We start from the raw sequence: 12900 nt of genomic DNA, 5'->3' as shown, positions 1-12900 counted from the left end.
TCAGCCCGCCTTCACATGGGTCCAGGCGGTGTCGCGGGCGTCCTCCGCCGCACGGCTGCCGTTGCGGAAGAACAGGTCCCCCTTCAGCTCGTCCTCGGTGACGAGGCACTCGGGGAAGGGTTTGACCAGCTCGGCATAGGTCTTCTCGGAGCCGGCCACCGGCATCGGATAGCCGATGTACTCGATGTTCTTCTTCACGTTCTCCGGTCGCAGCATGTAGTCGATGAACAGCATGGCGGTGCCGGGGTGCGGGGCGTTCCACGGGATGGCGTAGCAGTCGGAGTTGATCGGCGTGCCCTCCTTCGGGGCCTCGAAGCCGAACACCGAGGGGTCCTTGGCCTGGTTGAGCATCGCGGCCATGTCGCCGCTCCACGCCTGGGTCATGACGGCGTTGCCGTTGAGCAGGTTGTTGTAGCTGTCGCTGGAGAAGCCGCGCAGCCGCGGGCGGAGAGTGCTCAGCAGGGAGGTGATGCGGTCGAGGTCACCGGTGTCGCCGGTGCTGACGCCCAGGCCGAGTTCGAGAGCGCCCATGCCGAGCACCTCGTCGCGGTCGTCCAGCAGGAAGACCCTGCCCCTGGCCTTGTCGCTCCACAGGTCCCGCCAGGAACCGGTGAGTTCACCGATCCGGTCGCGGCGCCAGCCGATCCCGGTCTTGTACGCGGTGAAGGGGACGGTGTGCGCGGAGCCGGGGTCGTACCAGGGGTCGGCGAAGTAGGTGTACGTGCCGAATATCGCGCCGGCGTGGGCTAGCCGGGAGTGGTCGATCCGGCGCAGCCGGCCCGCGTGGGCCAGACGCTGGGCCCATTTGGCGGAGGGGAAGACGATGTCGTAGCGGTTGCCGGCGTTGAGCTTGGCGACCATGCCCTCCATCGAGTCGAAGTTCGACTGGATGACCTGGACGCCGTACTCCTTCTCGAAGCCCTTGAACACGGACGGGTCGACGTAGTCGGCCCAGTTGAAGTAGACGAGATCGCCGTCGACGCGCGGCTCGACCGGCGCGAGCGCCCGCGCGTCGGGTCTCTTGGCGGGCATGAACCCGCAGCCGCCTGCCGCGGCGCCGAGCAGTCCGCAGACACCGGTCCGCAGCACGGCGCGTCGGGTGGGTGGGGGTACCTCGGGGGACACGGAACGTCCTCTCCGTCGAGGAACGGCACAACTCCAGGGCTGGACCGGCGGGTCGGCTCACGGAGGCCCTGACTCCGTAGGAAGGACCGGTCTGGGGAGGGTGCGAGCGTGCGTCAGCGGGGGAGGGGTAAGTCCGTCCGGGGGCCCATGGCGTACGGCGTGGGGGAGGAGGTCACCGGGCGTCCCCCTCCAGGTCGTCCCGGCCCCGGGTGTGCCCTGCCAGGTCGTCCCGGACCCGGCGGGCGAACCAGCCCACGGCGGCCTCGCGCTGCGACAGCGGTCCCGGCTCGAAACCGGGTGTGGTCAGTCCGGCCTGCACGCGCTCCACCAGCTCGGCGTCCTCGTCGTTGGTGACCCAGCCGATGTGGATGTTCAGCCGCCGGGCCAGCCGGGTGCGGACGCTCTCGCCGTGCTTCGTGTAGAAGCCGCCGGGGATCGCCGCCCGGTCCTGGGCGGTGGGCAGGGCGGTCCACGCGAGCACGTGGTCAGGGTAGAAGTCGATGAGCGTGTTCGGATAGATCACGGCGTACCGCCACACACGCCGGTCGGCCTCGGCCAGCCCCGGCATCGGGGTCGCCAGGCGCTGGTAGAGCCGCTCGGTCCAGTTCGAGGAGGGCTTGTCGCGCAGCGGTGACTCGAACAGGACGTAGTTCTCCTGAACGTCCACCGTGTACGCCTGGTAGTCCAGCAGTCGCATCAGCGCGGGGTGCGCGACCGGGACGTGGTACCCCTCCAGGTAGTTGTCGACGATCACCTTCCAGTTGGCGTTCTGCTGCTCGCCGCCCGCCAGGTCGTGGATGCGGTGCCTGCCGACGGGTACGAGGCCGGGCCCGGCGTAGCGGCCGACGGCCTCGGCGAGCCCCGCGCAGCTCTCCGTCAGCGGGGTCGCCTCCATGTCGAGGTTGACGAAGACGAAGCCGAGGAACGACTCCACGTTGACCGGGTGCAGGCCGAGCCGGGGCTTGTCCAGGCAGGGGATACGGCGTGCCTCGGGGGCGCCGACGAGACGTCCGTCGAGCTTGTAGGTCCAGCCGTGGTACGGGCAGCGGATGGCCTTGCCGGACGGCTCGGGTTCCGTGACGAGACGGGTGCCGCGGTGCCGGCAGACATTGAGGTGGGCGGCGAGGCCGCCGTCCTCGGTCCGGACCACCAGCACCTCCCGGCCCGCGGCGGTCGCGGTCAGGCGGGCGCCGGGTCCGGGGAGGTCGGACTCGTGGCACACGAGCTGCCACGACGTGGCGAAGATGTGCTCGGTCTCGGCCTCCGCGATGGCCGGATCCGTGTAGTAGCGGGCCGGGAGGGCCTGCCCGGGGTGCTCCGGGGGCGGCGGCTTCGGCGGGGCGGGCGAGACGGCGGCTGCCCGGGTGGTCGAGGGGTGCACGGGAATCCTCCTCCGCGCCGCGGCGGCGGCGATGGGCGGTGAGGCGGCGCCGGGACATCGGGCAGGTTCGGCTTGCGACCTGCCGGGATCCGGCTGACTAATTGGTTAGTCAGAGTGCGACCGGGGCGGCGCCAAGTCAAGACTTGTGGGCTGACTAATTAGTTAGTTAGTGTCGTGGCAGGTGGACGGCCAGGCCCGCGGAGGGCTCCTCGGCCCTCTTCCACCGAGCCCGTGGATCCCGGTCCACGCCACCAAGGTGTCCGGCCGTGCGGCCGGCACCCGCGCCCGCCTCCCGCCCCACCCGGGCGCGGAGCACCCTCCCGTCCTCCCGCCCCACTCGGGCGCGGAGCACCCTCCCGTCCATGCCATCGCCGCGCCAGCCCGTTCCGGCCCGTCCGGACGCGGTGCGACCGAGGAGGCACGCATGAGCGCTCGCCGAAGTCTGGTATGGCTCGGCCTCACACCGGAGCCCGAACAGGAACTGCCCACCGCGGTGGCCGCCCTCCGGACGCCGGCGGCCGCCCGCCCGCCGTCGGCCCTGGTCGCCGCCGAGCGCCGACGCGTCCAGCGGCTGGTGCTGCGCGGCACCCAGGACAGCTGGCTGCGCTACCTCCGCGAGGTCACCGACCTGGTCGTCGAGGCCGCGGCGGGATCCCCGACCACCGACCCCCGTCCGGCGCTGGTGGCCGGCGAGGTCGTCCTCGACCACCACCGCATGCTGATCGGCCTGCCCGGCACCGCCTACGCGCGCACCGCAGCACAACGGCGGGACCTGGAAGCAGCACTGACCCGCCTGAAAGCCCGCAGCCGCCCCACCCCCTTCGGCCGCACCGAGCCCAGGAGCACCGCATGACCGGCGTCCACTGCCTCCTCCCCGAAGGACAGCCCGGCCTGCTCGTCTCGCCGGTGTTCGGCGCCGAGCCGTACCAAGGTGTCGAGGACCTCGCCCGGTATCTCGCCGTGGGCGGGTACGCGCCGCTGACCTCGCACGACCGGCTGCTCGACTGGATCGCCGACCTCGGACTGCGGGGCCGCGGGGGTGCCGGCTTCCCCGCCGCCGTGAAGCTGCGCGCGGTCCGCGACGCGCCCGGCCGGCCCGTCGTCGTCGCCAACGGGGAGGAGGGCGAGCCCGGCTCGGTCAAGGACCGGTGGCTGCTGTGCCACCGGCCGCATCTGGTCCTTGACGGGCTGCGGCTGGCCGCGGCCATGACCGGCGCCGGACACGGCTTCGTCTACCTCTCGGACCCCGTCGCCGAGCACGTCGTCCGGCACGCCCTCGCCGAGCGTCCCACCGGGCTGCGCATCGACGTCGTACGGACGCCGCACGCGTACGTCGCCGGTGAGGAAACCGCGGTCGTACGACGCATCGAGGGCGGTCCCGCGCTGCCCACGGCGAAACCCCCGCGCCCCTTCGAAGCGGGGGTCGGCGGCGCACCGACCCTGGTCGCCAACGTGGAGACACTGGCGCGGATCGCGCTGATGCACTCGTGCCCCGACGCCGCGGCGGCGGTCTCCGGTGCCCATCTGGTGACCCTCTCCGGATCAGGCGGCCGCGCCGCCGCGCTGGTCGAAGCACCCGTCGGCGCCCACCTGAAGCTCCTCGCCGACCTGTGCGGGCACGGCAGGGCGGAGGCGGTCCTGCTGGGCGGCCTGTTCGGCGGGCTGTACGGCCCCGGCTGGAGGGACCTGCCGCTCGACCACGACCGCCTGAAGGCCGTCGGCGGAGCGCTCGGCTGCGCGGCGCTGCACTTCCTGCACCCGGAGGACTGCCCGGTCGCCCTGGCCGCCGAGGCCACCGCCTACCTCGCGGCACAGAGCGCGCGGCAGTGCGGTGTGTGCGTCTCCGGAACCGGGGCGCTGGCCGGCACCCTCACGGCCGTCGCACGCGGCGCGGCCGGCGATGACACGGCCGGACAGCTGCACCGCTGGTCGCGGCAGCTGCCCGGCCGCGGGGCCTGCGGGCTCCTCGACGCGGCCGCCCGCATCGTCGCCACCCTCCTCGCCCACTTCCCCGCCCGGATCGACGCCCACCGCGGCTCCGGCTGCCCGGCGTGCACGGCCGTGACACCCGACGACGGCCGCCGGTTCACGGTGACCGTGCCCTGACCCGCTCCACGTCCCGCCCCAAGCCCAGCGCACCCGAAAGGACCCCGTCGTGAAACTCCTGCTGGACTCCACCCGCTGCCAGGGCTACGGCCTCTGCCAGGAACCCGCGCCCGAGCTGATCGAGCTCGACGAGTGGGGGTACGCCCAGGTCCGCGTCAGCGAAGTGGCTCCCGGTGACGCGGACGCCGCCGTCGCCGCCTGCCCCAACTCCGCGCTACGACTGGCGAAGTGACATGGGACGCGACCTGTCGGCACTCTTCGACCCCGTATCCGTCGCCGTCGTCGGAGCCAGCGACGACCCGGCCAAGTACGGCCACGCCATCGCCGCACAAGCCCTGCGCGCGAACGGCCGCCGCCCCCTCCACCTCGTCAACCGGCGCGGCGGCACGGTACTCGGCCGCACCGCCGCGCCCAGCCTCGGCGCGATCGGCGAACCCGTCGACCTGGCGGTGGTCTCCGTACCCGCCGCCGGATTCGAGGACGCCGTCGACGAGGCCCTCGCCTGCGGGGCCCGGGCCATCGTCGCCATCACCGCCGGCTTCGCGGAGACCGGCGACGCGGGACGAGCACGCCAGCGCGCCGTCGCCGAACGCGTACGCGCCGCCGGTGCCGTGATGGTCGGACCGAACTGCCTGGGGCTGGCCGACAACACCACGGACCTCTTCCTGGCCTCCGACACCTTCACCCCCGGCGGTGTCGCACTGCTCAGCCAGAGCGGGAACCTCGCCCTGGAACTCCAGCTCCGCTTCCGCCCGCACGGTCTGGGCTTCTCCCGGTTCGTCTCGCTGGGAAACCAGGCCGACGTCACCCTCGTCGACCTGCTCGCGGACTGCGCACGGCACGAGGGCACCCACGCCATCGCGGTCTACGCGGAGGACTTCGCCGACGGACGCGCCTTCGCCGAGGCGGCCGCCGACGCCGGGAAACCCGTGGTGCTGCTCACCGGCGGACGCGGTGACGCCTCCGCGCGCAGCGCCCAGTCGCACACCGGCGCGCTGACCACCTCGGCCGACGTGGTGACGGCGGCGTGCCGGGACGCCGGAGTGGAACTGGTCGCCACCCCGCGTGAACTCACCGTCGTCCTGGCCGCGCTGAACGGCACCCGGCGCGCGGCCGGACGCCGGGTCGCCGTCCTCACCGACGGCGGCGGCCACGGCGTCATCGCCGCCGACGCCGTCGAGACGGCCGGCCTGACCGTCCCCGAACTCCACCGCCCGACACAGGAATCGCTCCGGGACATCCTGTGGGAGCAGTCGGCCCTCGCCAATCCGGTGGACCTCGCCGGAATGGGCGAGCGGGACCCGGGTTCGTACGCCGGGACCGTCGCCGCGCTGCTGGCGGCCGAGGAGACCGACGCCGTGCTGATGACGGGCTACTTCGGCGGGTACGCGGCCGCCGACGGCGGGCTCGGCGGAGGCGGCACGGTCCTCGCGGACGGGGAACAGGCCGCCGCGCGCCTGATCGCCGCCCGTCACCGCGCCACCGCCAAACCGCTCGTGGTGCAGTCCATGTACCCCGCCTCGCCCAGCTGCCGTACCCTCGCCGCGGCCGGCATCCCGGTCTTCTCCGCCACCGAGGACGCCGCCCGCGCCCTCGCCGCCACGGCACCCCGCGCACCGCACACCGGCGTCACGCCCCTTCCCCGCCCCGAGGCACCGCTCGGCGAGAGTGGATACCTGGAGACCCGCAGGGCCCTCGAAGCCGCCGGACTGGCCTTCCCCGCCGCGCGGGAGGTGCACCACGAGACCGAACTGCTCGCCGTCACCGAGGAGTTCGCCGGGCCGTACGTGCTCAAGGCCCTCCACCTCCTGCACAAGTCCGACGCCGGCGGCGTGGCCCTGGGCCTGGCCGGCCCCGCCGAACTCCTCGCCGCCTTCCGCGAGATGCACGCCCGGCTCGGCGCCCGCGCCTACTCCGTCGAGGCCATGGCGGACCTGACCGACGGCGTCGAACTGATCGTCGGCGTCAACCGCGACCCCCGCTTCGGCCCCGTCGCCATGGTGGGTCTGGGCGGAGTGCTCGCCGAGGCCCTGCACGACATCGCCTTCACTCTCGCCCCCGTGACCGCCGACCGCGCCCTGCACCTGCTGCGCGGACTGCGCACCGCCGCCCTGCTCGACGGGGTGCGCGGCAGGCCCCCCGTCGACGTCACCGCGGCCGCGGCGGCCGTCGAGACGATCACCGCCTTCGCCGCGGCTCACCCGGAGATCGCCGAGATCGAGGTCAACCCGCTGCTCGTGAGCCCGCGCGGGGCCCTCGCCCTGGACTCCCGCGCCGTGCTCGCCTGACACATCCCCTTGTGCCCCGACCGAAGAGGCCCCCCCATGGACATGCGCTACACCCCCGAACAGGCCGACCTCAAGCGCCGCGCCGCCGGCTACGCGCGCCTGCTGATGCGGTACGAGGACCAGTCCGAGCAGGCCGGCGGCCCCCTGCCGCAGCAGCTCGTCGCCGAACTGACCCGGGCCGCCATGGACGCCGGCGTCTACGCCATCAACATGCCCGCCGAGTGGGGCGGCGCCGGTCTCAGCCTCCTCGACCAGGTGATCGTGGAGGAGGAGTTCGGCAAGGTGACCAACTGCCTGTGGGACATCCCCTGGCGCCCCGCCAACGTGCTCGCGCACGGCGACGAACGGCAGCGCGAGAAGTACCTGCTGCCCGTGATCCGCGGGGAGAGGTTCGACGCGTTCGCCGTCACCGAGCCGGGCGCGGGCTCGGACCCCTCCTCCGGCACCTCCTGCGCCACCCGCACCGAAGGCGGCTGGCTGCTCAATGGCGAGAAGTGGTTCGTGACCTGCGGTGACATCGCCGACTTTCTGCTGGTGCAGGCCGACGCCGGCCCGGACCGGCTGCCCACCCTCTTCTTCGTGGACAAGGCCGCACCCGGCGTCGAGATGACCCGCGTGCCGCGCTTCATGCACTCCGCGGTCAACGGGCACCCCGAGTTCACCTTCACCGACGTCTTCGTGGCCGACGAGGACGTGCTCGGCGGGGTCGGCAACGGCTACGAGCTGACCAAGGAATGGTTCACCGACGAACGCCTGATGATCGCCGCGCGCACCGTCGGCGCCGCCGAGCGCGCGCTGGAACTGGCCCGGGACTGGGCGGTGGAGCGGGAGCAGTTCGGGGCGCCGATCGCCTCCTACCAGCTGATCCAGGGCATGCTCGCGGACTGCGCCGTGGACATCGCCGTCAACCGCGCCTACACCCACCAGGTCGCCTGGGAGGCGGACCAGCCGGACACCGACCGCAAGACGCTGCACGCCAAGGCCTCCACCGCCAAGCTCGCGGCCAGTGAGGCCGCCGGCCGGGTCGCCGACCGCTGTCTGCAGATCTTCGGCGGCCGCGGCTACGACCGCACGTACCCCGTCGAGCGCATGTACCGCGAGCTGCGCGTGGACCGGATCTGGGAGGGGACCTCCGAGATCCAGCGGCTGATCATCGCCAACGAGCTGATCAAGCGCGGCACCCGCGCCCTGGCCCTGCCCACGCACTGAACCCACCCCTGCACCGAAAAGCGAGGACCTCCATGGACTTCCGTCTCACCCCGCGCCAGGCACAGCTCAAGGCCGACGCCCGCGCCCTCACCGACGTCATCGCCGCCTACGAGATCCAGTGCGAGGAGAACAACGGCCTGCCCGCCGACGTGCACGCCAAGATCCGCGACGCCGTCCTCGACGCGGGGCTCCAGGCAGTCAACATGCCGGCCGAATGGGGCGGCGCGGGCCTAACCATCGCCGAGCAGGCCACCGTGCAGGAGGAACTGGGACGGCTCACCGGCGCCCTGTGGGACATGGTGTGGCGGCCCGCCAACGCCCTCCGCTTCTGCACCCCGGAGCAGCGCGAGCGCTTCCTCATCCCGGTGATCAGGGGAGAGCGCCGCGACTGCTACGCCGTCACCGAGCCCGGCGCCGGCTCGGACCCGCAGAACCTGGCCACCACGGCGACGAAGAACGACCGGGGCTGGGTGCTCAACGGCGAGAAGTGGTTCGTCACCGTCGGCGACCACGCCGACTTCATGATCGTCCTCGCCGCCGCCGGGCCCGAGCGCGCGCCGACGCTGTTCCTCGTCGACAAGGACACCCCCGGCATCGAGATGACCCGCGTCCCGCGCTTCATGCACACCTTCGTCTACGAGCACCCCGAGTTCACGTTCACCGACGTCCAGGTGGGGGAGGACGCCGTGCTGGGCGGCATCGGCGAGGGGTACGACATCACCCGGTCGTGGTTCACCGAGGAACGGCTGATGATCGCGGCACGCACCGTCGGCGCCGCCGAGCGCGCGCTGGAACTGGCCCGGGACTGGGCGGTGGAGCGGGAGCAGTTCGGGGCGCCGATCGCCTCCTACCAGCTGATCCAGGGCATGCTCGCGGACTGCGCCGTGGACATCGCCGTCAACCGCGCCTACACCCACCAGGTCGCCTGGGAGGTCGACCAGGCATCGGCCGACGACCGCAAGACGCTCCACGCCAAGGCCGCCATCGCCAAGCTCTCGGCGAGCGAGGCCGCGGGCCGGGTGATCGACCGCTGCCTGCAGATCCACGGGGGCCGCGGCTACGACCGTACGTACGCCGTCGAGCGGCTCTACCGGGAACTGCGCGTGGACCGGATCTGGGAAGGCACCTCCGAGATCCAGCGGCTGATCATCGCAGGCGAACTCATCAAGCGCGGGCCGGGGGTCCTGGACCTGCCCACCGCCTGACCGGACGCCGGCACAACGGCCGGCACAGATCGAAGGGAAGCTCGGATGACCGACATCGAACGCGTCGGAGTCGTCGGCTGCGGACTGATGGGCGCGGGGATCGCGGAGGTCTGTGCGCGGGCCGGCCTGCCGGTGACCGTCGTGGAACGGGACGCGGAGGCGGCCCGGGCGGGCCTGGAACGCATCACCCGCTCGCTCGACCGGGCCGCGGCACACGGAAGGCTCGGCGCCGAGGGCCGCGAGGCCGCCTCGGCGCTGATCACCGTGGTCGACCAACTCGAGGCCCTGCGGGAGAGCGACCTGGTGATCGAGGCCGTGGCGGAGGACGAACGGCTCAAACTCGATGTCTTCACCCGCCTCGACTCCGTGGTCACGGGCGAGGACACCCTCCTCGCGACGAACACCTCCTCCATCCCCGTCATCCGGCTCGCCTCCGCGACCGGCCGCCCCGACCGCGTCATCGGCGTGCACTTCTTCAACCCCGTACCGGTCCTGAGCCTCGTCGAACTCGTCCCGTCGCTGCTCACCTCGCCCACCACCGCGGCGCGGGCCGAGACCTTCGTGACCGGCACCCTCGGCAAGGAGGTCGTGCGCACCCGGGACAGGGCCGGGTTCATCGTCAACGCCCTGCTCGTGCCGTATCTGCTGGCCGCCGTCCGCATGGTGGAGTCGGGCAGCGCGAGCGTGCAGGACGTCGACCGGGGCATGGTCCTCGGCTGCGCCCACCCGCTTGGCCCGCTGGCCCTGGCCGACCTGATCGGCCTGGACACCACGCGGGCCATCGCCGAGTCCCTGTACGCCGAGTTCCGCGAACCGCAGTACTCACCGCCGCCCCTGCTGTCCCGGATGGTGGAGGCCGGACTGCTGGGGCGCAAGTCCGGCCGCGGCTTCCACACGTACGACGGACCGCCGCGGCGTGAGACGGCGCTGCCGCGGTGAGCCAGGGGTGAGGGAAGATGGTCATGGCGTACGACCACCGAACGAGGGGAGTCGCAGGGTGTCCACCAAGGTGCGCACGGCAGACACGCGCGAGCGCATCCTGACCGCGGCGTGCGAGGCCATCGCCGAGATCGGATTCGAGAAGATCCGGATGCGCATGGTCGCCGAACGGGCCGGCGTGTCGACGGCGCTGCTGCACTACCACTTCGACACGCGCGAGAAGCTGTTCACCGAGGCGATGACCCACTCCTTCGCCAACACCGCCACCGACGTGGAACGCGACGCGGGGACGGCGTCGGCGGCGGTCATCCTGGCCCGCATCCTGCGCAACCTGCTGCCGACCGATCCCGAACTCCACCAGGACTGGCGGCTGTGGCAGGAACTGTGGGTCCGGGCCCTGCGCGACGAGGCCACCCGCGCCTACGCCGTGGACCTGTACGCACAGCTGCACACCTGGGTGGCCGACGCGGTACGGCGCGGCATCGCCTCCGGCGAGTTCGAGGCGACCGACGTCGACGAGCTCTGCACGCTCGTCCTGTCCCTGAGCGACGGCTACGGCATCCGCCTCATGCTCCGCGACCCGACGGTCACCCTGGACAGCGCGCTCGCATCCATCTGGCGCCATGTGGCCGCGGCCCTGGGCCTGCCCGCGACCGTGCCGGTGGAGTGACTCCCGACCCCGTTTCCGGGGCACCCCTGTCCTGTGGGCGCCGGCTTGTTCGTCGTGAAGGCAGAGAAGTCATGACGGCCGAGGAGGACACCATGAAGTACGTACTGCTGCTGACCCGTGGCGCCTGGCAGGAGGACGGCTCCGAACAGGAGCGCGCGCGGGTGTTCGGCGGAATCGTGGAATGGTTCACGAAGCACCGCGCCGACGGGACGATCGTCGAGGCCAACCAGCTGCGCGAACCCGGCACCGCGACCACGGTGGTGGTCGAGCAGGGCCGCGCCACCATGATCGACCGCCCGCTGCTGGAGGCGAAGGAGGCGATCGGCGGCTACGCGATCGTCGAGGTCCCGGACCTGGACGCCGCCCTGGCACTGGCGGCGAGCTTCCCGGTGCCCGACGGCAAGGTGGAGGTGCGTCCGGTTGTCGAGCACTGACCCGCTCGGCGCCCGGGACACCCGGTCGCTGATCGAACGGGTCTTCCGCGAGGAGGCGGGCCGGCTGACCGCCAGCCTGGTCCGCCTCCTGGGCGACTTCGACCTGGCCGAGGAAATGGTCAGCGAGGCCGTCGTCGAGGCACTGCGCAGCTGGCCGAGCACCGGCCCGCCCCGACGGCCCGGCGCCTGGCTGCTGACCTGCGCGCGCAACAGGGCCCTCGACCGCATCCGCCGTGAGGCCCGCTTCCAGGACCGGCTGCCGCAGCTCGCGGCCCGGATCGAGGCCCTGCCCGACTCGGTCGAACGGGAGCCCGACGACCGGCTGCGGCTGATCTTCACCTGCTGCCATCCGGCACTGGACCCCGACGCCCAGGTCGCGCTCACCCTGCGCGCCGTGGTGGGCCTGACCACAGCGGAGATCGCACGCGCGTTCCTGGTGCCCGAGGCCACCCTCGCCAAGCGGGTGACCAGGGCCAAGCAGAAGATCCAGGCGGCCGGCATCCCCTACCGCACGCCCGAGCCCGAGGAACGCGCCGAACGGCTGCCCCAGGTCATGCGCGTGGTGTACCTCCTCTTCAACGAGGGCTGCTTCACCACCGGAGGAGACCTCGGCACACGGCGTGAGCTGGTCGACGACGCCGAATGGCTCGCCGCCCTGCTGGCCGGCTCACTGCCCCGGGAGCCGGAACCCCTCGCCCTGCTCGCCCTGATCCGCCTGTACGTGGCCCGCTGGCCCGCCCGCCTGGACACCGATGGACGGCTCGTACCGCTCGCCGGCCAGGACCGTACGCGGTGGGACACCCGGCGCATCCGCAGCGCCGTCGCCCTCATCGAGCGGGCCGCCTCGCTCGGCAGGCCCGGCCCCTACCAGATCGAGGCCGCCATCGCCGCCGTGCACTGCGAGGCACCCAGCTGGAAGGAGACCGACTGGCCCCAACTCCTCCGGCTCTACGACATGTTGCTGGCCGTCGACCCCTCACCGGTCGTCCGCCTGAACCGTGCCGTCGTACTCAGCCACACCGCCGGCCCGGCCGCCGCGCTGGCCCAGGTCGAGGCGCTCGCCGGCCGGCTGAGCCGCTACCATCTCTTCCACGCCACCCGGGCCTCGCTGCTGCGCGACCTCGGCCGCGACGCGGAGGCCACCGAGGCCGACCGCGAAGCCCTCCACCTCACGGCCAACCCCGCCGAGCGCTCCCTGCTCACGGCCCGCCTGCGGGGCAACGACACACACCCCGGCGGGATGTGAGGCCGAGCGGCGCCTGCTTACGCCTCGTCGTGCCCAGGCTCGAACGGCTGAACGGTCACTCCTGGATCGTCAACCGGCCCCGCGGGCCAGAACGCGGCGGGCCGCCTCGGCCTCCGCCGCCGGAGGGGACAGCTCGTCGAGCGTGTCGAGCTCGTCGTCCGCCTCCAGTTCCCGTTCCCAGGCCGCCGCGAGCCTTTCCTGCTCATGGCGCGGCCTGGCGCCGATCGCCTCCCGGTGATCCGGGTCCAGGGCTGCCAGGAATCGTCCTACCGGATCCGTCGGCATACCGTGCTCCTT

Annotated in this window: 13 protein-coding genes; 10 read left to right on the top strand and 3 right to left on the bottom strand. The window is 72.6% G+C overall.

The features are described from left to right. Positions 1–1125 carry a polyamine ABC transporter substrate-binding protein gene (locus tag ACZ7HQ_RS11875; RefSeq protein ID WP_470987477.1) on the bottom strand — a complete coding sequence of 375 codons (1125 nt, stop codon included), beginning with the start codon at positions 1123–1125 and terminating at the stop codon, positions 1–3. Positions 1126–1297: 172 nt separating this feature from the next. Further along, on the bottom strand, positions 1298–2506 hold the full coding sequence (locus tag ACZ7HQ_RS11870; RefSeq protein ID WP_470987475.1) for an aromatic ring-hydroxylating oxygenase subunit alpha: 1209 nt from the start codon (positions 2504–2506) through the stop codon (positions 1298–1300). A gap of 424 nt (positions 2507–2930) precedes the next feature. Here ACZ7HQ_RS11870 and ACZ7HQ_RS11865 point away from each other — a divergent pair, with 424 nt between their 5' ends. The 10 genes from ACZ7HQ_RS11865 (at position 2931) to ACZ7HQ_RS11820 (ending at position 12603) form a co-directional block, all read left to right on the top strand. After that, positions 2931–3359 carry a hypothetical protein gene (locus ACZ7HQ_RS11865; protein WP_470987473.1) on the top strand — a complete coding sequence of 143 codons (429 nt, stop codon included), beginning with the start codon at positions 2931–2933 and terminating at the stop codon, positions 3357–3359. Further along, positions 3356–4612: an NADH-ubiquinone oxidoreductase-F iron-sulfur binding region domain-containing protein gene (locus tag ACZ7HQ_RS11860; protein ID WP_470987472.1), complete on the top strand. Its 1257-nt coding sequence runs from the start codon at positions 3356–3358 to the stop codon at positions 4610–4612. The genes ACZ7HQ_RS11865 and ACZ7HQ_RS11860 overlap by 4 nt, the downstream gene beginning before the upstream one ends. 49 nt (positions 4613–4661) lie before the next feature. Next, positions 4662–4844, top strand: a complete 183-nt coding sequence (locus tag ACZ7HQ_RS11855; RefSeq protein ID WP_470987471.1) for a ferredoxin — start codon at positions 4662–4664, stop codon at positions 4842–4844. Between the two features lies 1 nt (position 4845). Further along, a complete protein-coding gene (locus ACZ7HQ_RS11850; RefSeq protein WP_470987470.1) occupies positions 4846–6900 on the top strand; it encodes an acetate--CoA ligase family protein in 2055 nt (684 codons plus the stop codon). A gap of 36 nt (positions 6901–6936) precedes the next feature. Beyond that, positions 6937–8109, top strand: coding sequence for an acyl-CoA dehydrogenase family protein (locus ACZ7HQ_RS11845; protein WP_470987469.1), 1173 nt, complete (start codon positions 6937–6939; stop codon positions 8107–8109). A 32-nt stretch (positions 8110–8141) separates the two neighbouring features. Next, positions 8142–9314: an acyl-CoA dehydrogenase family protein gene (locus tag ACZ7HQ_RS11840; RefSeq protein WP_470987467.1), complete on the top strand. Its 1173-nt coding sequence runs from the start codon at positions 8142–8144 to the stop codon at positions 9312–9314. 45 nt (positions 9315–9359) lie between these two features. Continuing rightward, entirely contained in the window at positions 9360–10253 is an 894-nt protein-coding gene (locus ACZ7HQ_RS11835) for a 3-hydroxybutyryl-CoA dehydrogenase (RefSeq protein ID WP_470987466.1), read from the top strand. Between the two features lie 58 nt (positions 10254–10311). Beyond that, positions 10312–10923: a TetR/AcrR family transcriptional regulator gene (locus ACZ7HQ_RS11830; protein ID WP_470987465.1), complete on the top strand. Its 612-nt coding sequence runs from the start codon at positions 10312–10314 to the stop codon at positions 10921–10923. Positions 10924–10994: 71 nt separating this feature from the next. Next, on the top strand, positions 10995–11357 hold the full coding sequence (locus ACZ7HQ_RS11825; protein ID WP_470987463.1) for a YciI family protein: 363 nt from the start codon (positions 10995–10997) through the stop codon (positions 11355–11357). Next, entirely contained in the window at positions 11344–12603 is a 1260-nt protein-coding gene (locus ACZ7HQ_RS11820) for an RNA polymerase sigma factor (RefSeq protein WP_470987461.1), read from the top strand. The genes ACZ7HQ_RS11825 and ACZ7HQ_RS11820 overlap by 14 nt, the downstream gene beginning before the upstream one ends. A gap of 69 nt (positions 12604–12672) precedes the next feature. Here ACZ7HQ_RS11820 and ACZ7HQ_RS11815 read toward each other — a convergent pair whose 3' ends face one another. Further along, positions 12673–12888, bottom strand: coding sequence for a hypothetical protein (locus ACZ7HQ_RS11815; protein ID WP_470987460.1), 216 nt, complete (start codon positions 12886–12888; stop codon positions 12673–12675). Positions 12889–12900 lie beyond the last annotated feature (12 nt).

This window comes from Streptomyces sp. NPDC037290 (assembly GCF_055603245.1).
Note: the sequence above shows the minus strand (reverse complement) of the source record. Positions and strands in the feature narration are given on the sequence as shown.